This is a genomic window from Micromonospora sonchi, assembly GCF_014646235.1.
GTDB classification, from domain to species: domain Bacteria; phylum Actinomycetota; class Actinomycetes; order Mycobacteriales; family Micromonosporaceae; genus Micromonospora; species Micromonospora sonchi.
On record NZ_BMNB01000013.1, the window covers coordinates 1 to 22,267 of the forward strand.

Consider the following 22,267-nt stretch of genomic DNA (forward strand, 5'->3'; position numbering starts at 1 on the left):
CGGGACCATGTGTAACGACCGCCGGCCCACCATCATTCCGGGCCCCGCGACCCGCCTCGACGGGCCACCCTTCCTCGGTCGCTCACCCGTGTTCAACCACCCCCAGCCACCCACCATTCCGCCGCCGGCCAACCCCGTCCACTCCCGAAATCCGCACAAAACCCCCAGACCGCTCCCGTCACCCACCCACCGCCCAGTTGATCAAGAGGTTTGCGTCCGGATTCGCCCCGATGCCAGACGCAAACCTCTTGGTCAACACGGTGCGGGGTGAGCCGCATTCCGGCCAGGTCGGACAGCCCGCACATCCCCTGCACGACGAGCGGTCGACGGGTCAGTGGGGCACCGCGCCCAACGCGGGGATCAGGCCGCTGGCCAGTCCTGGGAGGCCATACGTGGCGAGACCGCCCCCGGAGGGGCGGCCTCGAGCCAGGAGGAGAATCCGGTGACGGTGGACCGCGCCATGGCGATCTCGACCGGAGCGTGTCTGCTGGTACAGCGGAGGATGATCCAGTCAGCCGGCATGGACATCCGTTCCTGCCCCTCGGGCAGTCGCCGTCGCTCGACGGTGAGCGTCTCGCGGGAGAGCACCCGCCTGGGGCGTACGGCGAAACTGAACATCCGGTACCAGCGGAGTTCGTCGCCGACGAACCGGCCGAAGCCGGGCGACCAGCCACGACCGTCGAGCACGGTGGTGGTCCGGACGCTGAGCCGGATGATGCCGCCGCTGCGCGTGACCACGGCCCGCCGGATGAAGAGGATCAGGAACGCGCCGAGGATCACGGCGAGGCCGATTCCGATCCCTTCGACGATCTCCATCGGCGGATCGGCTCAGTTGCCCTGGGCGGCGGCGGACGTCGGAGTCGCGCTCTCGGCAAGTACCGTGACGCCCCGTTCGCTCACCGACAGGAAGCCGCCGGCCACCTCGTAGGCGAGCTGCTCGCCACCGGGAAGCTTGATGCGCACCTGGCCGGGCTCGGCAAGCTGACCGAGCAGGGGCGCGTGCCCGGGCAGCACACCCAGCTCGCCCTCGGTCGTCCGGGCGATGACCATCTCGGCCTTGCCCGACCAGACCTTCTCCTCGACGGCCACGAGCTGGACGTTAAGCTGCTCTGCCACGCTGTCTCCTTGCTGAGGCGGCGGATTGGGGAAAGTCTAGTCGCGACTTCGGCCTGCTCATCATGCGGGTGCCGAGACCTGCGCCACGATCAGCCCTTGTTCACGAACTTGGGATGCTCCAGGAGGAACGGATCCAGCAGATTCCGCTCCAGGGCCACGAAGAAGTCCTCCACCGCAGGCTCGAACCGCTCACCGCGGTACTTCCCGTTATCGAAGACGCCACCACCCGGCAGCTTGATCATCTGGATGTTGCCGGGGCGGATGTCCTTGAGCGCGAGACCGAAGTCGACCACGCTGTGGCCCCGGCCGTTGAAGATCAGCGACTCGCCCGCAGCCCGGAGCACCCGGTCCAGCTTCACCGGGTTGGTCACCACGTCGGCGCTGAACGCCTGGCTCGCCATCGCCTTGACGAACTGCTGCTGGTGCCGCTGCCGGCCGTAGTCGCCGTCCGGCACGCCGTTCTCCGCGTACCGCTGACGGACGTAGTCCAGCGCCTGCCAGCCCTTGAGGTGCTGCTTGCCCTTCGGGTAGACCGCCTGCGGCCCGACGTAGCCCCCGCCGCCGGGTCTGCCCTGGCGATGCTTGCCGTCCGGCTCGCGGTGCCTGGAGCGGACCTCCCGCTCGATGTTCATGGTGACGCCGCCCATCGCGTCGACGATCTTCTGGAAGCCCGAGAAGTTGATGATCGCGCCGGCGTCGAAGCGCTTGATCCCGGTGACGTTCTGCACGGTGGTGGCCAGCAGCTCGAAGCCCCGCGCCGGGTCCGGCTTCTCCCCGGGCACCCGGCTGCCGAACGACATCGCGTCGTTCAGCTTCGAGGTGGTGCCGTTGAAGCCCGCCTTGCGGAACGGCGGGATCTGGACGTAAAGGTCGCGCGGCAGCGAGAAGAGGTACGCCCGGTCCATTTCCTCGGGCACGTGCAGGACCATGATCGCGTCGGCGAGGGGCGGGGTGGTCTCGTTCCTCGGGTCGATGCCGACCAGCAGGATGTTGAGCGGGCCCTTGATGTCGCTCTTACGTTCGGCGGCCCCGGCGGCCTGGTCACCGAAGAGGTCCGCCTTGCCCACCGCGCCCTCGTAGCGGGCCATCAGCGCCTCGGCACCAACCAGCGACGTGCCGCTGAGCATCATCAGGACGACCCCGAAGATGGTGCAGAGCTGCGCCCAGCGTGGTACGCCCCGCCACACGGACGATTTGCCGCCACGCTTGCCGCGCTTACCACCCCGGCCGGCCTTACCCACGAGCATCTCCGTTCGTCGCGCCCCGAGGAGGGATACGGGCGCAGGTAACCGAATGGTTCAACTCCTCGCTGCCCAATCGCGACGAGCGTGGCTAGACGGTATCTCGCCACCGGCTGGATCGCCGACCATGGAAACGGGGGCACCGCCGACGGTAGATCATAACGGCAAAGGAAGGCCGCCCCGGCATCGACCGGGACGGCCTTCCTTTCGCTCGTACGAAGGACTACTCCTTCATCAGCTCGGCGGCCTTCTTCTCCAGGTCGTCGAGCCCACCGCACATGAAGAACGCCTGCTCGGGGAAGTGGTCGTACTCACCCTCGCTGATCTTCCGGAACGCCTCGATGGTCTCCTTGATCGGGACCGTCGAGCCCGGCACGCCGGTGAACTGCTCCGCCGCGTAGGTGTTCTGCGACAGGAAGCGCTCGATCCGTCGGGCCCGCTGGACCGTGATCTTGTCTTCCTCGGAGAGTTCCTCGATGCCGAGGATGGCGATGATGTCCTGCAGGTCCTTGTAGCGCTGGAGGATCCGCTTCACCTCGCTGGCCACCTGGAAGTGCTCCTGGCCGACGAACTCGGGCGCCAGGATCCGGGACGAGGACGCCAGCGGGTCCACCGCCGGGTAGATGCCCTTGTCGGAGATGGACCGCTCCAGGTTGGTGGTCGCGTCCAGGTGGGCGAAGGTGGTGGCCGGAGCGGGGTCGGTGTAGTCGTCCGCCGGCACGTAGATCGCCTGCATCGAGGTGATGGCCTGGCCGCGGACCGAGGTGATCCGCTCCTGGAGCTCGCCCATCTCGTCGGCCAGGGTCGGCTGGTAACCCACCGCGCTGGGCATCCGGCCCAGCAGGGTGGAGACCTCCGAGCCGGCCTGGGTGAAGCGGAAGATGTTGTCGATGAAGAGCAGCACCTCCTGCTTCTGCACGTCGCGGAAGTACTCCGCCATGGTCAGCGCGGAGAGGGCGACCCGCAGCCGGGTGCCCGGCGGCTCGTCCATCTGGCCGAAGACCAGCGCGGTCTTGTCGATGACGCCGGAGTCGGTCATCTCGTGGATGAGGTCGTTGCCCTCACGGGTCCGCTCACCCACGCCGGCGAAGACCGAGGTACCACCGAAGTTCCGGGCGACCCGGGTGATCATCTCCTGGATGAGCACCGTCTTGCCCACGCCGGCACCGCCGAACAGGCCGATCTTGCCGCCCTTGACGTACGGGGCGAGCAGGTCGATGACCTTGATGCCGGTCTCCAGCATCTCGGTCTTCGGCTCCAGGTCCGCGAAGGCCGGGGCCTTGCGGTGGATGCCCCAGTGGTCGTCGGCCTTGATGGTCTCGCCCTCGGCGAGGTTGAGGCACTCGCCGATGGCGTTGAAGACGTGGCCCTTGACCGCGTCGCCGACCGGCACCCGGATCGGGAAGCCGCTGTCGCGCACCTCGGCACCGCGGACCAGACCGTCGGTGGGCTGCATCGAGATCGCGCGGACCAGGTTGCCACCCAGGTGCTGGGCGACCTCCAGGGTCAGCGTCTTCTCGCCGCCGGAGAGGGTCACGTCCACGTTCAGGGCGTTGAACAGGTCCGGCATGGCGTCGCGCGGGAACTCGGCGTCGACGACCGGGCCGATGACCCGGACCACGCGACCCGTGGCCGTCTTGGTCTCTACTGGGGCAGTCATCACACTTCACTTCCCGACGCGGCCAGCGCGTTGGCGCCGCCGACGATCTCACTGATCTCCTGGGTGATCCCGGCCTGGCGGGCCGAGTTCATCTCACGCGTGTACTTTTCGACCATCTCTTCCGCGTTGTCCGTGGCGCTCTTCATCGCCCGCCGCCGCGCCGCCGACTCGCTCGCCGCCGACTCCAGCAACGCCGCGTAGATCCGCGTGTTGATGTACTTCGGCAGCAGCGCGTCGAGCAGTTCCTCCGGATCCGGCTCGAAGTCGTAATCCGGCAGCACGCCCACGGCCGCCTCCGACCGGGGCCGCTCGTCCACCTGCAACGGGCCGATGATCCGGGTGACCGGGGTCTGGGTCATCAGGGACTTGAACTCGGTGTAGACGATGTGCAGTTCGTCCACGCCGAGCACCCCGTCCGAGCCGGGGCCGCTGTCGACGTCGTCCGCGCCGGCCGAGAACGCCTTGATCAGCGTCTCGCCCACCTCGCGGGCGTCGGCGAACGACGGCTGCTCCGAGAAGCCCGTCCAGCTGGCCTCGATCGGTCGGTTGCGGAAGCGATAGAACGACACACCCTTACGCCCGATGACGTAGAGCACCGGCTCCTTGCCGTCGGCCTGGAGCCGGGCGATCAGCGACTCCGCCGTCTTGATGGCGTTGGAGCTGTAGCCGCCGGCCAGGCCGCGGTCGGCGGTCACCAGCAGGACGCCCGCCCGCCGCACCCGCTCGCGCGGGGTGAGCAGCGGATGATCGACCGACGCGTTGGACGCCAGCGCCGTGAGGACGCCGGTGATGGCCCGGGCGTACGGCAGGGACGCCTCCACCCGGGCCTGGGACTTGGCGATCCGGCTCGTCGCCACGAGCTCCATCGCCTTGGTGATCTTCTTCATCCCCTTCGCCGAGCGGATCCGTTGACGAAGAACACGTACCTGCGCCGCCATGGCCCGGCCCTACTGCTTCTGGGCCGGAGCCCCGCCGCTGTAGCGGGTGACCGTCTCGTGCTCGGCCTCGCCCTCCAGCGGCGCTGCCGGCGCCTCGTTGATCGTGCGCTCGTCCTCATGGCCGAGGAAGCCCCGCTTGAACTCCGTCACGGCCGACTCGAGAGCGCCGATGACGTCGTCGTCCCACTTGTTGTCGGCGATCGCCTGCAGCGTGGCGTTGTGCTTACGCCGCAGGTGCTCCAGGAACTGCGTCTCGAAGCGCCGGACCTCACCGACCGGGACGTCGTCCAGCTTGCCCTCGGTGCCGGCCCAGACCGAGACGACCTCGTCCTGCACCGGGTACGGCGAATAGTTCGGCTGCTTGAGCAGCTCGACCAGGCGGGCACCGCGGTCCAGCTGGGCGCGGGAGGCCTTGTCGAGGTCCGAGGCGAAGGCGGCGAAGGCTTCCAGCTCGCGGTACTGGGCCAGGTTCAGCCGCAGCGAGCCGGCGACCTTGCGCATCGGCTTCACCTGGGCGGCGCCACCGACCCGGGAGACCGAGGTGCCGACGTTGATGGCCGGCCGGACGCCCTGGTTGAACAGGTCGGTCTCCAGGAAGATCTGGCCGTCGGTGATCGAGATGACGTTGGTCGGGATGAAGGCCGAGATGTCGTTGGCCTTCGTCTCGATGATCGGCAGACCGGTCATCGAGCCGCCGCCCATCTCGTCGGAGAGCTTCGCGCAGCGCTCCAGCAGGCGGGAGTGCAGGTAGAAGACGTCACCCGGGTACGCCTCGCGGCCCGGCGGGCGGCGCAGCAGCAGCGACACGGCCCGGTACGCCTCGGCCTGCTTGCTCAGGTCGTCGAAGACGATCAGGACGTGCTTGCCGTTGTACATCCAGTGCTGCCCGATGGACGAACCGGTGTACGGGGCGAGGTACTTGAAGCCAGCCGGGTCCGAGGCCGGGGAGGCGACGATGGTGGTGTACGCCATCGCCCCCGCCTCCTCCAGCTGGCCCTTGATGGAGGCGATGGTGGAGGCCTTCTGGCCGATGGCCACGTAGATGCAGCGGACCTGCTTCTTCGGGTCGCCGGAGGCCCAGTTCTCCCGCTGGTTGAGGATGGCGTCCAGGGCGACCGTGGTCTTGCCGGTCTTCCGGTCGCCGATGATCAGCTGCCGCTGGCCCCGACCGATCGGGGTCATCGCGTCGATGGCCTTGATGCCGGTCTGCAGCGGCTCGAAGACGGACTGCCGGGCCATCACGTTCGGCGCCTGCAGCTCAAGCTCGCGGTAGCCCTCGTCGGTGATCTCGCCGCGGCCGTCGATCGGCTGGCCGAGCGCGTCGACCACGCGGCCGAGGAAGGCGTCACCGACCGGCACCGAGAGCACCCGGCCGGTGCGCTTGACGCGCTGTCCCTCCTCGAGCCCGGAGTAGTCGCCGAGGACGACGACACCGATCTCCCGGACGTCGAGGTTCAGCGCCACGCCGAGCGTGCCGTCCTCGAACTCCAACAGCTCGTTGGTCATGGTCGAGGGCAGGCCCTCGACGTGGGCGATGCCGTCGCCGGTGTCGGCGACGGTGCCGACCTCCTCACGGGAGACGTCGGGCGAGTAGGAGGAGACGTAGCGCTCCAGGGCGCCGCGGATGTCCTCCGTCGAGATGGTCAGCTCGGCCATCCTCTGCTTCCTTAAGTATCAGGGGCCCGGGATACCTAGTACCGACCGGTCCTCGGGTCTGTCGTTTCCGGGCGCTTCGCGGGGTGCTGGTCAGCGCTTCGTAAGCGCGTTACGGGTCTCGTTGAGGCGACGCAGGATCGTCCCGTCGTACAGGTCGGCACCCACGCGGACGCTCGCTCCGCCGAGGATCGCCGGGTCAACCGTAAGCTTGACAGCGACCTGTCGATCGTATATGGCGGAAAGCTGGTCGCCCAGCCGTCGCTCCTCGTCCTCGCTGAGCGGCGCCGCGACGGTCACGTACGCGACCAGTCGGTCCCGCCGCTCCGCCGCCAGCTCCACCAGCCGGGACAGCGCGGCGGAGAACGATCGACCGCCGAAGCCGGCCAGCGCCGTCTCCACCAGTCGCACCGTCACCGGCCGGGCCTTGCCCGTCAGGAGCATCCCGATCAGCTCGGCCCGCTGGGCCACTGGCGCCACCGGGTCGGAGAGGGCGTTGGAGAGCTGCGGATTCCCGGCGACCACCTGGCCGAAGCGGAACAGTTCGTCCTCCACCTCGCCCAGCTCGTCGACGCCGTCCGCGCTGGCGAGCAGGGCCTGCACACCGAGGCGCTCGGCACCGTCGAGTAGCTCCGACGGAGCCGACCAGCGGCCGGTGACCAGCGCGCCGAGCAGGTCGAGCGCGTCCGCGCCGATCTTGCCGGAGAGCACCGAGGCCAGCAGGCCGGTCCGATCCGCGCCGCTGCGGGCCGGGTCGGAGAGCGCCCGGCGCAGCCGGGCCTCACGCCGCAACAGATCCGCCACGGCGAGCAGGTCGGCGCCGGTGGTGGCGACGGCCTGCGGCTCGGCGCGCCGGACGTACTCCTCCAGCCGCTCGGCCACGACGGTGTAGGACTCCCGGCTGGCGGCCTGCATCAGCGGGCCCCCGCGCTCTCGAGGTCGGTGAGGAACCGCTCGACGGTGCCCTTGCGGCGGGCCTCGTCGGCGAGCGACTCGCCCACGATCCGGCTGGCCAGGTCGACCGCAAGGCCACCGACCTCCGCGCGCAGCTCGCGCACGATGGTCTGGCGCTCCACGGCCAGCGAATCCCGGCCGGCGGCGATGATCCGGTCCGACTCCTCCCGGGCCTTGGCCAGGATCTCGGTACGGATCGACTCGGCGTCGGCGCGGGCGTCGTCCCGGATCTGGGCCGCCTCGGTACGGACCTCGGCGAGCTGGGCCCGGTACTGCTCGAGGAGTTGGTTGGCCTCGGCCTGAGCCGCCTCGGCGCGCTTGAGGCCACCCTCGATCGCGTCGACCCGCGCCTGGTACATCGCCTCCATGCGCGGCATGACGAACTTCAGCAGCACGAAGCAGAGCAGGGCGAAGGCGATCGTCCCGATGACCAGCTCCTGCCAGAGAGGCACGAGCGGGTGGTGCTCTACACCTTCGGCGGCGACTAACATTTCAGACCTCCGGGTCGGGAAGCGGACGGTCAGCTGACGGCGAAGGCGAGCACCAGACCGAACAGGGCGAGTGCCTCGACCAGGGCGAAGCCCAGGACCAGCCAGGTGCGGTTGTAGCCGGCGGACTCCGGCTGGCGGGCGCTCGAGTTGATGTACGCCACGAAGATCAGGGCGACACCGATCGCGGGGCCGACGGCGGCGAGGCCGTAGCCGATCGTGTTGACGTTACCGCTGATCTCGGCAAGAACAGTCATTGCGGGTATTCCTCCTGTTTGACGCGTGAGGTTTCACGCGTACGCGGTCATGCCAGAAGCTTGGTCGGGCCGGGCGGCCCACCGAGTGGATCAGTGCTCGGTCGCCAGCGACGACCCGATGTAGTTGGCGCTCAACGTGACGAAGACATATGCCTGCAGGAGCGCGACCAGGACCTCGAAGAACGCCATCATGATCGCCATGATGAAGGCGAAGATCGAGCTCGCCTGGATGAAGATGTTGTCCGAGGCGAGCAGCACGAAGCCGCCGATGGTGAAGACCAGCAGGATCAGGTGGCCGGCGAACATGTTGGCGAAGAGCCGGACCGCCAGCGTGACCGGCCGGACCGCGAAGACCTGCAGGAACTCGATCGGGATCAGCAGGATGTGCATCGGCCACGGAACACCCGGGATGATCAGGCTCTGCTTGAGATAGCGGCCCAGACCGTGCTTGCGGGCGCCGACGTAGAGATACATCACGAAGGTGATCAGCGCGAGCACGATCGGGAAGGCGATGTGCGAGTTCGGCGAGATCTGCAACCCGGGCACGATGCCGAAGAGGTTGGTCACCACGATAAAGGAGAACAGCACGGTGAAGTACGGCGCGAACCGGATGCCGTCCTTGCCCATCTGCTCCCGGGCGATGTTGTCCCGCACCAGGCCGTAGACCGACTCGGCCATCCACTGGCCCTTGCTCGGCACCAGCTTCGGGTTTCGGTAGGTCGCCATGAAGAAGATGATCAGCAGCCCGACGGCCAGCCAGATCATGAGGGAAAACTTGGTCACCCACGGGCCGGCCACGTCCGGCAGGTAGAAATCCTCGACGCTCGGGGGCCATGGAAGGCCCTCTGCGGCGACCAGCCGTCCGCTCACCGTGTCATCCTCCGCATTTGACAGACCCGCGCGTGCCGGCACTCAGGCACTGAGCCTCTTCATGATCAGGTAGATCGCTCCGGCTGCGCCGAGCATCATGCCCACGCCGATCCCGATGCCGGCCGGCAAATCGAGGAGCTCCCCCGCCAACCAGCCGAGGAATCCCCACATCACGATGCCGGCGAGCAGGTAACCGAGAACGGCTCCGGCCACGCCCTCCGACGAGTGCTCGTCGGAGCGTCCGCGATGAGGGTTGTCGGCCATGACGAGGCGAACACTATCAGCCGGGTGTTTCGCGAGTGCCCTGTACCCCCCACACTGCGAGCAGCGTGCGGGCGACGGGTACGGGCAAGTCAGCCGCGGCCAGACTACTCCCCTGCGGCCAGCCCGACAGGCCCACGAAACGCCCGGGAAACGCCAGCCGTCCGGTCAGCACTCCGGCGAGTGGACCACGATGGGCAGCGGAGACCGCAAAGCCCAGGCCACGTGGGCACCGATCCACACCAGCACGGCCGCGATGACCGCCACGCCCAGGTCCGGCAGCCCGGCCCAGCCGGTGGCCGCCACGGCGGCCATCACCACCCCCAGGAAGATCATCTTCGTGGCGTAGGTGACCAGACCGACCGGCATGATCAACTTCGGGTGCACCGCGTCGGCCCAGGCCACCGAGAGACTGGAGATCAGGTAGCTGACGACCACCAGGCCGATCCCGGCGACCACGCCGGCCGCGCCGGTCGTGCCGCGCAGCCAGGCGGCCACCGGCACGCCGGCCACGGCCAGCGCGGCGCAGGCGAGCAGGGGCAGCCGGAGGTGGGGCAGGCGCGCGCGGATGGCGCCGGTTTCCCCGGCGCGGGGTAGCTGCACGTCTGGCCCCCAGGCGGTGCCCTTGGCGGTCTCCACACACCGAGTCTAGGAGACCCCGGACCGGTGACCGTGAGATGCCTGGTCGCCAGCGGCTACGGGACACATCGCCTGCACCGGCGCGTCACTCGCCGGTACGTTGCCCGGTGGCCCGCCACGCCGTCCGATCGCTCGGCGGCACGAAATCGCGTACCGGCTGGTCCCGCAGCGCGAAGTCGAGGATCTCCCCCACCGACTCGACCATCTCGGTCTGCACCGCCCGACCGACCGCGTCGCGGGGGTCGTCCGGGTTCGCCGCGATCGCAGCGACCGCCAGTTGCGGGGTGAAGGCCACCAGGGTCTCCGTGGCGTACCGCTCGGAACTGCCGGTCTTGCCGCCCACCGGGCGGCCGAGCTGGCTGCGCAGCCGGGTGGCCGTGCCGCCCGCGCAGGCGTGGTACATGGACTGGTCGCCGACCGGGCAGCGGGCCGCGTCGGCCCCCGCGCGGGCCACGTCGACGTCGAGCACCTGCCGGCAGTCCGGCTGGCCGGCGGTCACCCGGCGACCGTTGGCATCGGTGATCGAGGTGATCGGCGTGGGCGCGCACCAGGTGCCCTCGGCCGCCAGGGTGGCGTACGCGCCGGCCAGGTCCAGCGGGGTCGTGGCGACCACGCCCAGGGTGAACGGCCCCCACTCGCGCGCGCCGTGCCGGGCCAGCTGCGCGTCGTCCTCGGCCCGCAGCACGATGCCCAGCCGCTCGGCCATCTCCACCACCCGGTCCGCGCCGACCCGCTCGGTCAACCAGACGAAGTACGTGTTGACCGAGCGACCGAAGGCGGTCCACATGTCCTGCTCGCCGGTGGTCAACGAGTTCGCGTTCTCCGGACACCAGTAGCCGCCGCAGCTCGCCTCGCCGCTGACCCGGTACCCGGTGACGATTCGCCGCGGTGCGTCGAAGACGGTGTTCAGCGGCATCCCCGCCTCCAGGGCGGCCAACAGGGTGAAGAGCTTGAAGGTGGACCCGGCCTGGTACCCGACGATGCTGCCGCCCCCGGCAACCAGCTGGTTGACCGTGTTCGGGTAGTTCTTCTGGCCCGGCGGGTTCGCCGCCACGCTGTAGACCCGGTTGACCGCCAGGGCCAGGACCCGTCCGGTGCCCGGCTGGATGACGGCGGTCGGCATGGCGTACCGGTCATCCACCGAGTAGACCCGCCGGACCTGCTCGGTGGCGGCCCGCTGCACCGACGGGTCGAGCGAGGAGACGATGGTGAAGCCGCCCCGGCGCAGGGTGCGCTGTCGTTCGTCGACGCTGCCGCCGAACGCCGGCTGTTCGTTCCACCAGCGGGTGAACCAGTCGCAGAAGAAGCCCTGGTCGTTGTGCCCCTCGGGCACCGCCGTGCAGTCGTTCGGGGTCTCGCTGGGGCGCAGGTTCAGCGGCTCTGCCTGGGCCTTCACCGCCAGGTCGGGCGCCAGTTGGCCGGACTCGACCATCCGGTCCAGCACGTACCCGCGGCGGGCCAGCGCGCGGTCCGCGTCGCCGCTGATCGGGTCGTCGGTGTGTGGGGAGCGGACCAACCCGGCCAGCAACGCCGCCTGGGCCAGCGTCAACTCCGCCGGGGAGATGGAGAAGTAGCGTTTGCTGGCGGCGGCGATGCCGTACGCGCCGGCGCCGAAGTAGGCGATGTTGAGGTACCGGGTGAGGATCTGGTCCTTGCTCAGCTCCCGCTCCAGCGCCAGCGCGTAACGGATCTCCCGGAGCTTGCGGGCGGTGCTCACCTCGGTGGCCGCGGCCCGCTGCGCCTCGGTCAATCGGGGGTCGGTGCTCAGCACGTTGCGGACGTACTGCATGGTCAGCGTGGAGGCGCCCTGCCGGGTGGCACCGCCGTGCCGGTTGGCGGTGAAGGCCCGCGCGATGCCGCGCAGGTCCACTCCGTTGTGTTCGTGGAAGCGGGCGTCCTCGGCGGCGATGATCGTCTGGCGCATCACCGGCGCCACCTCGCCCAGCGGCACGTCCACCCGGTCCTCCTGGTAGAAGGAGGTGATCAGGGTGGTGCCGTCATTGGCGTACAGGTTCGACCGCTGGGCGGTCGGTGGCATGCGCAGCGTGCTGGGCAGCTCCGCGTACGGCGCGGCGAGCGCCGAGAAGCCGAAGCCGAACACCAGCGCGGCCGGCAGGGCCGCCGCCGCCAGTACCAGGCCGGCCAGTGCGCCGGCCAGCAAGACGGTGAACACTTTCGGCAAAAAAGCCCGGGTCATCAGCTCTCCCCGCAGGAGCCGTCAGGACCCTCCCAGAATGGCGCTAATCGCCCATCAAGCTACCGTTTCCCCCCATACCTGGAGAGAATTCATGCCTTCAGGGCAGCAGGACCGCGGCCAGCGGGTGCACGGTCTCCTCGATCTCGTCGGCCACCCGGGTGAAGCACTGGTCACCACGCCCCCACGGGTCGTCGAGGTCGTCGGCGGGCAGCGGGGTGCTGCCCTGACGGGCCGCGTCCGCGGCGTCGACCAGCGCCACGCCACGGGCATGAACCGCGTCCGGGGTGACCTCGGCCGGCGGCAGCCCGACCGGGTCCAGGGCGGCCAGCAGCCGGCCGAACTCGCCCAGCACGAAGGTGCGGGCGGCGGCGTCGGGACGCAGCGCCACCACGTATTCCTGCTGGTCGGCGGTGGCGGTCAGGACCAGGTCGGCCGCGTCGATGTGCTCCGAGCGCAGCCGGCGCGCGGCGAAGCCGGAGACCCCACCGCCCCGGCTGATCACCTGGCGAGCCGCTGGCGGGTTCATCTCCTCGCCGGCGTGCCACCCACCGGTGCCCGCGCTGTGGCTGTGCAGCAGTTCGTCGGCCCGGGCCGGGTCGACGTCGCGTCGGGTCAGCCGCTCTCGCACGGCGACGGTGAGCAGCCGCTCGGCCATCGGCGAACGGCAGATGTTTCCCATGCAGACGTGCAGGACGGTGAAGGGAGGCATTTACGCCACCTGACTCTCGCGCAGTTCCGGCACCACGTCGCGCAGCTCGGCCAGGCCGATCGCGCCCTCCCGGACCACCACCGGTTCGTCGCCGGTCAGGTCCACGATCGTGCTCGGCACCGGATCGGCGGCCGGTCCGGCCTCCAGGTACGCCCGCACCGAGTAGGCCAGCTGGTCGCGCGCCTGCTCGGCGGTGAGCGCGGGCGGCTGGCCGGTCTTGTTGGCCGAGGCGACGGCCATCGGACCGGTCTCCCGCAGCACCTCCAACGCCACCGGGTGCAGCGGCATCCGCACCGCCACCACGCCGCTGTCGTCACCGAGATCCCAGCGCAGGCTCGCCGAGTGCTTCACCAGGATGGTCAGCGCACCCGGCCAGAACGCCTCCACCAGGTCGCGCGCCGCGGTCGGCAGCGTGTAGACCAGGCCGTCGAGGGTGTGCCGGGAGCCGATCAGCACCGGCGGCGGGACGTGCCCGCCCTTGGCGTCGAGCAGGGCCTTCACCGCGTACGGGGTGAAGGCGTCCGCGCCGATCCCGTAGACCGTGTCGGTTGGCAGGACCACCAGCTCGCCGTTGCGGACCGCCTCGATGGCCGCAGCGATGCCGCGGTCCCGGTCGGCAAGCGACCGGCAGTCGTAGAGCATCACGAGGAGCCAGTCTGCCATGTGTCGGCCGGGCCGGGCGCCGGACGGTCCGGCCGGCGGGACGCGGTCACGAATCGGGGCCGGCCGGCGAGGTCCTGGTGGTCGACGATCGCCGCGTAGCGGCCGTCCGCGGCGAGCAGGTCGGGAACCACCGCGCCGTGCGTGTCGTCGTGCTCGATGCCGAGCCCGCCGCCGGCGCGCAACAGGGTCGCCGCGCGGTGGATCACCGGACCGATGACGGCCAGACCGTCCGCCCCGCCGAACACCGCCTCCGCCGGATCGTGCCCGGCCACCTCGGGCGGTACGGCCACCGACCGCGGCACGTAGGGCGGGTTGCACACCAGCACGTCCACCTGGCCGACCAGTTCGGCCAGCAGGTCCGGATCGGTCGCGTCCGCCTCGACCACCTCGATCGGCCGGTCCCCCGCCGCGGCCCGCGCCGCCGCGTTGCGGAGCAGCCAGGACAGCGCGGCCGGGGAGCGTTCCACCGCGATCACGCGGGCGGCCGGCACCTCCTGGGCCACCGACAGCGCGATCACCCCGGAGCCGCTGCACAGGTCCACCACCAACGGCTCGGCGCCCCCGCCGTCACGGGCCCGCTCGACGGCCCAGCCCGCGAGCAGCTCGGTCTCCGGACGCGGCACGAAGACGCCCGGCCCGACGGCCAGTTCCAGATGCCGGAAGCCGGCGCTGCCGGTCAGGTGTTGCAGCGGCTCCCGTGCCGACCGGCGACGCACCAGGGTTCGAAAACGCTCAAGCTGCCCGTCGGTGAACCCGTCGGCCAGGGCCAGTCGTCCCCGGGGCACCCCGAGCACGTACGCGGCCAGCAGTTCGGCTTCGGCCCGCGCCGAGGGCACGCCGGCGTCGGCCAGGTCACGGGCGGCGTGGGCCACTACGGGAGTGGCGCGTCGCCGTCCCGTCCCTTCGGACGGGTGTTGCGGCTCGGTGGTCACGCAATCATCATGAGGCGTCGCAATGCACGTGCATAAGCAGGTGCAGGCGACACACCGACGGGAGGTCTCGGGTGGGCTGGCTCGACCGGGTCGATGACCAGGTTGACGCCCTGACGAAGGCGCGGGCGTTGCAGGAGGTGAGCCGCTCGGTCGAGGCGTACGCGATCCTGGAGCGGGTGTTACGGGTCACCCGGGATCCCGCCGCCCGCGCCGACGCGCTCGTACAACGCCTCTCCGCGCTGATCAACCTCGGCCGGACGGCCGAGTACACCCGGGCGATCGAGGAGGCCGCCGCCGCGGTGCGCGACCTCGCCGAGCCCTACCTGCACGGGCACCTCAACGCACTGGCCGCGCTGGCCGCGCAGCATCAGGGCGCGTTGGACCGTTGCGTCACGCATCTGGTCAAGTCGGCACGCGCGCTGAACGCCGTGGACGACCCGGACCGGGACACCGCCTGGGGCTGGCACGACCTGGCGATGGCCTACTCGTACCTGAGCTTCCACGGCTACGCGCTCGGGGCGATCGAGCGAGCCCGGCAGCTCGGCACCGCCGCCGGGATCCCGGAGGAGACGTTCGCCGCACCGGGAATCCGGCTGCGCAACGCCGTGGCGCTGGACCACACCGGCGACAGCGACGGCTGCCTGCGCGTACTGCGGGACGTGGCAGTCGACCTCGACCGGTTCGTCGCGGCCGGTCGCGCCGACCGGCTGCGCCCCAGCAGCCTGGCCGCCTACGGCTACGCCGGCGCCCGCCGGGCCGCCCTCGGCGACCCCGTCGACGACACCGGCGCGGGCAGCGGCCCGGCCCGGCTGCTCGGGCACGGCGCGGACAGCGCCCGGGCCCGGGACATGCGCCAGCTCGGCCAGGTCTGCCTGGCCATCGCCGCCGACCGGCCGGTCGAGGCCGTCGCCCGGCTGGACACCGCCCAGGTGTCCGCCGAGACGCTCGGCGCCGCCGAAGCGGCCCGGCTGCGGAGCATGGCGCTGGCCCGGGCGGGGGATCATGCGGCCGCACACCGCGTCGACCGACTGGCCTTCCGGCTCGCCGCCCAACGGCACGACCGACTCCGTGACGTCTACATCGACGGCATCGCGGCCCGGATCGATCACGAGGAGATGCGTCGCGAGGCGGCGCGTTTCGAGGGCGAGGCGCTGACCGACCCGTTGACCGGGCTGCCGAACCGACGCCGGCTGGAGCGCTACATCGCGACGGTGGTGTCGCGGGGCGAGCGCGTGGTGATCGGCGTCTGCGACCTCGACGGGTTCAAGGCGGTGAACACCCGCCACGGGCACCACTCGGGGGACCTGGTCCTCCAGCGGATCGCCGGTGTGATCAACAGGGTGATGCGCCGGGGCGACTTCGTGGCCCGTTACGGCGGCGACGAGTTCGTGGTGGTGCTGCCGGGGGCGGGGATGACCGAGGCGACGGAGGTGGCCCGCCGCATCGACGCCGCCGTACGCACCGAGGACTGGGAGTCGCTCGTGCCCGGCACACCGGTCGGTGTGAGCATCGGCTTCTCCGAGGTGAGTGCCGGCGGCCCCGGCCAGCGGGACGCGCTCGGCGCCGCCTTCGAGGCCGCCGACCGCGAGATGCTGCGGGCGAAGGCCCGCCCACGCAGCGCCTGAGGCGGGTCAGCGCCGGGCGAGTTCCGCGTCGCCGGCCAGGCGGGCGGCCCGGTCGGCCTCGCTGAGCGCGTCGAGCACGCCGTCCAGCTCCCCGTCCAGCGCCAGATCCAGGTTGTACGCCGTGTAGCCGATCCGGTGGTCGGTGATCCGGTTCTGCGGGAAGTTGTACGTACGGATGCGCTCCGAACGGTCGACCGTGCGCACCTGCGCCTTACGCGCGTCCGAGGCGGCCGCGTCGGCCTGCTCCTGGGCGGCGGCGAGCAGCCGGGCCCGGAGGATGCGCATCGCCTGCTCCCGGTTCTGCAACTGGGACTTCTCGTTCTGGCAGGAGACCACGATGCCGGTGGGCACGTGGGTGATCCGCACCGCCGAGTCGGTGGTGTTGACCGACTGGCCGCCCGGCCCTGACGAGCGGTACACGTCGATGCGCAGCTCGTTGGGGTCGATGGTCACGTCGACCTCCTCCGCCTCGGGCAGCACGAGCACACCGGCCGCGCTGGTGTGGATGCGCCCCTGCGACTCGGTGACCGGCACCCGCTGCACGCGGTGCACGCCGCCCTCCCACTTCAACCGGGACCAGACCCCGTTGCCGCCCTCCGGCGCCCCTTTGGTCTTGATCGCCAGGGAGACGTCCTTGACCCCACCGAGGTCGGAGTCCTGAGCGTCGATCACCTCGGTGAGCCAGCCGTGCCGCTCCGCGTACCGGGTGTACATGCGCAACAGGTCGCCGGCGAACAGCGCCGACTCCTCACCGCCCTCGCCGGCCTTGATCTCGACGATGACGTCCTTGGCGTCGTGCGGATCACGCGGGATCAGCAACTCGGCCAGCCGCCCCTCCAGCCCGGGCAACGTCGACGCGATCGCCTCGGCCTCGGCCGCGAAGGACGCGTCCTCGGCGGCCAACTCCCGCGCCGCGGCCAGATCCGCTCGGGCCTGCTCCAGCTCGGCAGCGGCCTTGTGCAGCGGGACCAGCTCCGCGTACCGGCGCCCCACCCGACGGGCGGTGCCCTGATCGGCGTGGATGGAGGGATCGGCCAACCGCCGCTCCAACTCGGCGTACTCGTCGAGGAGGGCGGCCAGGCGCTCACTGCTCATGCTGGGGGTTGCTCCTAGGACGGCGGGAGACCGGGACGAAAGACGACCGACGCCCGCGCCCGGAGAAACCGGACGCGGGCGTCGAACGAGGAGCTACTTGGCCTTCTTGGGCTGAACCTTGGCGTACTTCTGCTGGAACTTCGCAACCCGGCCGGCGGTGTCCAGGACGCGCTGCTTGCCGGTGTAGAACGGGTGGCAGGCGCTGCACGTCTCGACGTGGATCGAGCCGCCCTTGGCGGTGCTGCGGGTGGTGAAGGTGTTGCCGCAGGAGCAGGTGACGTCGGTGGTCACGTACTCCGGGTGGATGTTCTGCTTCATGTCGCCTCGGTCCTCTCATCGTGGTCGCCGGGTCGCCCTGGGCTGGTGTGCTCGTCAGGGCGTGAACCGGAACCGGTGGCCGATTGACCAGTGTGCCACGGGCATCAGCCGACCCGGGAAGCGGGCCGCACCCCAGGTCCAGCATCCGCAACGTGCGCCTCCGGTCTGGTATTCCCACCCCCGCGCCGGGCATTCACCCGGTACGGTCCGGCCGGCCGCGTGCTCCGCTCGGGGGCATCCCGGCCACGGACGCCCGTCGGGCGTCCACGAGAACCAGGCGTACGACACGGAGGACCCATGGCCCGCCTGATCGCCACCCGAGGCCTGCCCGCCTCCGGCAAGACCACTTTCGCGCGAACGCTTCAGCCGTCCGTGGTCCGGGTCAACCGGGACGACCTGCGCCGGATGCTGCACGGCGAGCGGCTCTTCACCCAGCGGGCGGAATGGCAGGTCACCATCGTCCAGCGGGCCCAGGTCGAGGCGTTGCTGCGGGCCGGTGCCGACGTCTGCGTGGACGACACCAATCTGCGTTCCCGTGGGCTGCGGGACTGGGCGGACCTGGCCGCCCGGTACGGCGCCGAATTCGAGGTGCACGACTTCACCGACGTGCCACTTGAGGAGTGCCTCCGCCGTGACGCCGCCCGCCCGGAGGCCGACCGGGTCGGCGAGGCGGCAATCCGGCGGCTGCACGAGCGCTACCTGGCGGGCAGGACGCTGCCGCTGCCCGTGCCACAGGCCCGCACCGGGCGGCCCGCGACGGTGCACCCGCCGTCGGCCGAACCACCGGAGATCGTCCTGGTGGACATCGACGGCACCGTGGCGCTGAACGTGTCACGCAGCCCGTACGACATGACCCGGGTCGGCGAGGATGCCCCGAACCCGGCCGTGATCGCGGCGATCCGGGCCATGCACGCCGCTGGCTACGGCGTGATCTTCTGCTCTGGCCGGGACGCCACGGCTCGCGCCGCCACCGAGGCGTGGCTCGCTCACCACGTCCAGGTGCCGTACCTGGCCCTGCACCTGCGGGCGATCGGCGATTCACGAAAAGACTCGATCGTCAAACGGGAGATCTACGAGCACGAGATCAAGGATCGCTACCGGGTGGTCGGCGTCTTCGACGACCGCGCGCAGGTGGTGAAGATGTGGCGCGAACTCGGTCTCACCGTCTTCCAGGTCGCCGAGGGCGACTTCTGAACGGGTGCAGGGGCGCAGCCGTTCCGGCTGCGCCCCTGCAGTTCGCCTCCTCGGGCGAGGGTCACTCCCCCGGCGTCGACTTGGCGATCTGCATCAGGAACTCGATGTTGGTCCGGGACTTCTTGAGCTGGTCCAGCAGGAGATCGAGCGACGCCTGCGAGTCCAGCGAGTGCAGCACCTTGCGGAGCTTGTGCACGATGGCCAGTTCCTCCGGCGCGAGCAGGATCTCCTCCTTGCGGGTACCGGACGCGCTGACATCCACGGCCGGGAAGGTCCGCTTGTCGGCGATCTTCCGGTCCAGCTTCAGCTCCGCGTTACCGGTGCCCTTGAACTCCTCGAAGATGACCGTGTCCGCCATGGAGCCGGTCTCCACCAGCGCGGTGGCGAGGATGGTCAGGGAGCCGCCGTTCTCGATGTTGCGGGCCGCGCCGAGGAACCGCTTCGGCGGGTAGAGCGCGGTCGAGTCGATACCACCCGACATGATCCGGCCGCTGGCCGGTGCCGCCAGGTTGTACGACCGGCCCAGCCGGGTCACCGAGTCGAGCAGTACGACCACGTCGTGGCCCAACTCGACCAGGCGCTTGGCCCGCTCGATCGCCAGCTCGGCGACGGTGGTGTGGTCCTGCGGCGGACGGTCGAACGTGGCCGCGATGACCTCGCCCTTGACCGAGCGCTGCATGTCGGTGACCTCTTCGGGCCGCTCGTCGACCAGCACCACCATCAGGTGGCACTCCGGGTTGTTGTGCGTGATCGCGTTCGCGAGCGCCTGGAGCACCATGGTCTTACCGGCCTTCGGCGGCGAGACGATCAGCGCCCGCTGTCCCTTCCCGATCGGCATGACCAGGTCGATCACCCGGGTGGTGAGGATGTGCGGCTCGGTCTCCAGCCGCAACCGCTCCTGCGGGTAGAGCGGGGTGAGCTTGTAGAACTCCGGCCGCCGCTTCGCCTCGTCCGGTTCCATCCCGTTGATGGTGTCCAGCCGGACCAGCGGGTTGTACTTGTCGCGCCGCTGCTCCCCGTCGCGGGCCGCCCGCACCGCACCGGTGATCGCGTCACCGCGCCGCAGGCCGTACTTCTTGATCTGGGACATCGACACGTACACGTCGTTCGGCCCGGCCAGGTACCCGGTGGTCCGGACGAAGGCATAGTTGTCGAGCACGTCCACGATGCCGGCCACGGGTACGAGCACGTCGTCCTCGCCGACCTGCGGCTCGCGGCCACCGTCGCCACCGGACTCGCGCTCGCCGCGGCCCCCGCGCCGACGGTCCCGGAAGCGGCTGCGCCGACTACGCCGGCCACTGCCGTCGCCATCGTCGTCGCCGTCGTTGTCCCGCTCGGCCCGCTGCCCGCGGTCGTTACGCTCGCCGCGCTCGGCGGTCCGCTCGCCGCCACGTTCGGTCCGCTCGCCACGCTCGGTGGTCCGCTCGGCGCCACGCTCGGTGGTCCGCTCGCCGCCACGTTCGGTCCGCTCGCCACGCTCGGTGGTCCGCTCGGCGCCACGCTCGGTGGTCCGCTCGGCGCCACGCTCGGTGGTCCGCTCAGCCCGCTCGGCGCCACGCTCGGTGGTCCGCTCAGCCCGCTCGGCGCCACGCTCGGTGGTCCGCTCGGCCCGCTCGCCACGCTCGGTGGTCCGCTCAGCCCGCTCGGCGCCACGCTCGGCTCGCTCGGTGGTCCGCTCGCCACGGTCCTCGTGCTCGGCGCGATCGCTCCGCTCGCCGCGGTCGCGGCCGGTCCGGCCCTCGGCCCGCTCGCCGGCCTCCACGACGGTCTCCTCGGCGCGAGGCTCGGCCGCGGCCGCCCGGCTGCGCCGGGTCCGGGTGGTACGCCCCTCGGTCTCGACGCTCGCCGCTGGCTGCTCGGCGTCACGCCGTTCGGCCTTCGGCTGCTCAGCCGTGTCGCGTACCTCCGCGTGGACCTCCTCGCGGACCGGGGCAGCGGCCGCCGCGACCTCGGCCCGTGGTCGAGGGGCCCCGGCAGCGCCGCCCTGCCGCTCGGTGATCGCGCTGATCAGCTCGCCCTTGCGCATGCGAGCCGTCCCCGAGATGCCGAGCGACGCGGCCAGGCTCTGCAGCTCCGGCAGCAGCATTGCCGACAGCCCCGTGCCGCTGCGCCGGCGGCGGGCAGGGGCAGCGGTGGTGGCATCGCCAGCGACGTTGGAAACATCCGACGTCACGTCGGTGGTGTCGCTCAATGGATTCCTTCCCTCGATAGGCCGGGACTGCCCGGAATCGACAATCAGGTGGCCGGGCGGCCTCGGTGCACCCGCCTCGCATGACGCTCTGCGGGAGTCTGTGACACAGCAGCCGGTCGGTCGCCCGACCCACCAGTGAGCCGGTGAGCGGGTTTCGCCGTCTGCGGCGACCGGTGAAGACTGCGGTGCGGCGTGGGCCTAGGCAGGAATGACGGGCTTACCGCCGAAAGCTTCGGGGGTGCGCCGACCCGCAGGAGATCGCATGCTTCGCGGCTGTGCTAAGTCTAGAGCGTAATCAACTCTTCCGACCTGCGGCAACAGGGTCCCGCTCCGCGTGTCCGAGTCTACCCCGCCCAACCTGTGCGCCGGGTACGTCTACCGGCAACCGCAAAACTCGCCAATCTGTTCCCGGTTCGAAGCCTTTGGGCAGCTCAGACAGGGCGAGCACGGTCGGGCCGGCCCCACTGACCACCGCCGCCACACCCATCTCACGCAACCCGTTGACCAAGGCGGCCGTGGCCGGCATCGAAGATGCGCGGCTGTTTTGGTGCAGCCGGTCGGCGGTGGCCGGCAGCAGCAGTGCCGGCTGCATGGTCAGCGCGTGCACCAGCAGGGCCGCGCGGCCGGCGTTGAAGGCGGCGTCGCCGTGCGGCACGGTCGCCGGCAGCACCGCGCGGGCCGACGCGGTCAGCCCGTGCTCGGCGGGAATCAGCACCGTCGGACGTACGCCGTCGGCCACCGGCAGCGACACCGCCCGTGCCCCGGAGGGTTCCGTCCAGGCCACGGTGAAACCACCGAGCAGGCAGGGTGCCACATTGTCCGGGTGGCCCTCGATCCGGGCGACGAGCCGTAGCACGGCATCCTCGTCGAGGCAGCGTTTTCCGTCCACCACCAGGGCCCGGGCCAGCAGCACACCGGCGACGATCGCTGCCGAGGAGGAGCCGAGCCCGCGCGCCTGCGGAATGCGGTTCACGCACTCCACCGCCAACCCCGACGGCTGTCCGCCAAGTTCGTCGAAGGCCGTCCGCATCGCGCGGACCACGAGGTGTTCGTCGTCGACCGGCAGCTGGCCGGCACCCTCGCCGGTCACCGCCACCGTCACGCCGCCGGTCGTCACCTCGGCGGACACGTCGTCGTAGAGCGCGAGGGCCAAACCCAACGCGTCGAAGCCCGGCCCCAGGTTCGCACTGGTGGCGGGAACCCGGACCCGGACCGGCCCGGCGGCGAATGTGGTCGACACGGGCCCATGCTAGGGCTCGTTGCCGA

22 protein-coding genes are annotated in these 22,267 nt (G+C 70.7%); 2 read left to right on the plus strand and 20 right to left on the minus strand.

The features are described 5' to 3' along the window. Window positions 1–360: 360 nt before the first annotated feature. The 16 genes from IEY61_RS15450 to prmC form a co-directional block, all read right to left on the minus strand. Window positions 361–816: a DUF2550 domain-containing protein gene (locus tag IEY61_RS15450; RefSeq protein ID WP_189044812.1), complete on the minus strand. Its 456-nt coding sequence runs from the start codon at window positions 814–816 to the stop codon at window positions 361–363. 12 nt (window positions 817–828) lie between these two features. Continuing rightward, entirely contained in the window at window positions 829–1,116 is a 288-nt protein-coding gene (locus IEY61_RS15455) for a F0F1 ATP synthase subunit epsilon (RefSeq protein ID WP_189044814.1), read from the minus strand. An 89-nt stretch (window positions 1,117–1,205) separates the two neighbouring features. Beyond that, window positions 1,206–2,363 (minus strand): LCP family protein, encoded by a 1,158-nt coding sequence (locus IEY61_RS15460; protein ID WP_189044816.1) that lies wholly within the window; start codon window positions 2,361–2,363, stop codon window positions 1,206–1,208. A gap of 217 nt (window positions 2,364–2,580) precedes the next feature. Beyond that, window positions 2,581–4,017: a F0F1 ATP synthase subunit beta gene (gene atpD, locus IEY61_RS15465; RefSeq protein WP_189044819.1), complete on the minus strand. Its 1,437-nt coding sequence runs from the start codon at window positions 4,015–4,017 to the stop codon at window positions 2,581–2,583. Beyond that, window positions 4,017–4,955 carry a F0F1 ATP synthase subunit gamma gene (locus IEY61_RS15470; RefSeq protein WP_189044821.1) on the minus strand — a complete coding sequence of 313 codons (939 nt, stop codon included), beginning with the start codon at window positions 4,953–4,955 and terminating at the stop codon, window positions 4,017–4,019. The genes atpD and IEY61_RS15470 overlap by 1 nt, the downstream gene beginning before the upstream one ends. Window positions 4,956–4,964: 9 nt before the next feature. After that, window positions 4,965–6,611, minus strand: coding sequence for a F0F1 ATP synthase subunit alpha (gene atpA, locus IEY61_RS15475; protein ID WP_189044823.1), 1,647 nt, complete (start codon window positions 6,609–6,611; stop codon window positions 4,965–4,967). Between the two features lie 90 nt (window positions 6,612–6,701). Beyond that, window positions 6,702–7,523 (minus strand): F0F1 ATP synthase subunit delta, encoded by an 822-nt coding sequence (locus IEY61_RS15480; RefSeq protein ID WP_189044825.1) that lies wholly within the window; start codon window positions 7,521–7,523, stop codon window positions 6,702–6,704. Further along, on the minus strand, window positions 7,523–8,053 hold the full coding sequence (locus IEY61_RS15485; RefSeq protein WP_189044827.1) for a F0F1 ATP synthase subunit B: 531 nt from the start codon (window positions 8,051–8,053) through the stop codon (window positions 7,523–7,525). Before IEY61_RS15485 ends, IEY61_RS15480 begins: the two co-directional genes overlap by 1 nt. A gap of 29 nt (window positions 8,054–8,082) precedes the next feature. Next, window positions 8,083–8,307 carry an ATP synthase F0 subunit C gene (gene atpE, locus IEY61_RS15490; RefSeq protein ID WP_189044829.1) on the minus strand — a complete coding sequence of 75 codons (225 nt, stop codon included), beginning with the start codon at window positions 8,305–8,307 and terminating at the stop codon, window positions 8,083–8,085. Window positions 8,308–8,397: 90 nt separating this feature from the next. Beyond that, window positions 8,398–9,219, minus strand: coding sequence for a F0F1 ATP synthase subunit A (gene atpB / locus IEY61_RS15495; RefSeq protein WP_189044831.1), 822 nt, complete (start codon window positions 9,217–9,219; stop codon window positions 8,398–8,400). After that, entirely contained in the window at window positions 9,220–9,441 is a 222-nt protein-coding gene (locus IEY61_RS15500) for a hypothetical protein (RefSeq protein ID WP_189044833.1), read from the minus strand. It lies immediately after the preceding gene. A 165-nt stretch (window positions 9,442–9,606) separates the two neighbouring features. Then, on the minus strand, window positions 9,607–10,077 hold the full coding sequence (locus tag IEY61_RS15505; protein WP_229705936.1) for a Cg1360 family ATP-synthase-associated protein: 471 nt from the start codon (window positions 10,075–10,077) through the stop codon (window positions 9,607–9,609). An 85-nt stretch (window positions 10,078–10,162) separates the two neighbouring features. Next, window positions 10,163–12,274 (minus strand): transglycosylase domain-containing protein, encoded by a 2,112-nt coding sequence (locus IEY61_RS15510; protein WP_189044835.1) that lies wholly within the window; start codon window positions 12,272–12,274, stop codon window positions 10,163–10,165. A 97-nt stretch (window positions 12,275–12,371) separates the two neighbouring features. Next, entirely contained in the window at window positions 12,372–12,983 is a 612-nt protein-coding gene (locus IEY61_RS15515) for an arsenate reductase/protein-tyrosine-phosphatase family protein (RefSeq protein ID WP_189044837.1), read from the minus strand. Further along, window positions 12,984–13,646, minus strand: a complete 663-nt coding sequence (locus IEY61_RS15520) for an L-threonylcarbamoyladenylate synthase (RefSeq protein WP_229705937.1) — start codon at window positions 13,644–13,646, stop codon at window positions 12,984–12,986. After that, entirely contained in the window at window positions 13,625–14,578 is a 954-nt protein-coding gene (gene prmC / locus IEY61_RS15525; protein WP_189044839.1) for a peptide chain release factor N(5)-glutamine methyltransferase, read from the minus strand. Before prmC ends, IEY61_RS15520 begins: the two co-directional genes overlap by 22 nt. A 71-nt stretch (window positions 14,579–14,649) precedes the next feature. Between prmC and IEY61_RS15530 the strand changes: the two genes are divergently transcribed. Further along, a complete protein-coding gene (locus IEY61_RS15530) occupies window positions 14,650–16,203 on the plus strand; it encodes a GGDEF domain-containing protein (protein WP_189044841.1) in 1,554 nt (517 codons plus the stop codon). Window positions 16,204–16,209: 6 nt separating this feature from the next. Here IEY61_RS15530 and prfA read toward each other — a convergent pair whose 3' ends face one another. Both prfA and rpmE read right to left on the minus strand, forming a co-directional pair. Further along, window positions 16,210–17,298 carry a peptide chain release factor 1 gene (gene prfA / locus IEY61_RS15535; RefSeq protein WP_189044843.1) on the minus strand — a complete coding sequence of 363 codons (1,089 nt, stop codon included), beginning with the start codon at window positions 17,296–17,298 and terminating at the stop codon, window positions 16,210–16,212. A 93-nt stretch (window positions 17,299–17,391) separates the two neighbouring features. Beyond that, window positions 17,392–17,616, minus strand: coding sequence for a 50S ribosomal protein L31 (gene rpmE / locus IEY61_RS15540; RefSeq protein ID WP_189044845.1), 225 nt, complete (start codon window positions 17,614–17,616; stop codon window positions 17,392–17,394). 297 nt (window positions 17,617–17,913) lie between these two features. Here rpmE and IEY61_RS15545 point away from each other — a divergent pair, with 297 nt between their 5' ends. Continuing rightward, complete coding sequence (locus tag IEY61_RS15545; RefSeq protein WP_189044847.1) at window positions 17,914–18,810, plus strand: phosphatase domain-containing protein; 897 nt, start codon at window positions 17,914–17,916, stop codon at window positions 18,808–18,810. A gap of 61 nt (window positions 18,811–18,871) precedes the next feature. Here the strand turns inward: IEY61_RS15545 and rho are convergent, their stop codons facing one another. After that, window positions 18,872–21,001, minus strand: coding sequence for a transcription termination factor Rho (rho, locus tag IEY61_RS15550; protein WP_189044849.1), 2,130 nt, complete (start codon window positions 20,999–21,001; stop codon window positions 18,872–18,874). A gap of 295 nt (window positions 21,002–21,296) precedes the next feature. Further along, on the minus strand, window positions 21,297–22,241 hold the full coding sequence (thrB, locus tag IEY61_RS15555; RefSeq protein ID WP_189044851.1) for a homoserine kinase: 945 nt from the start codon (window positions 22,239–22,241) through the stop codon (window positions 21,297–21,299). Window positions 22,242–22,267 lie beyond the last annotated feature (26 nt).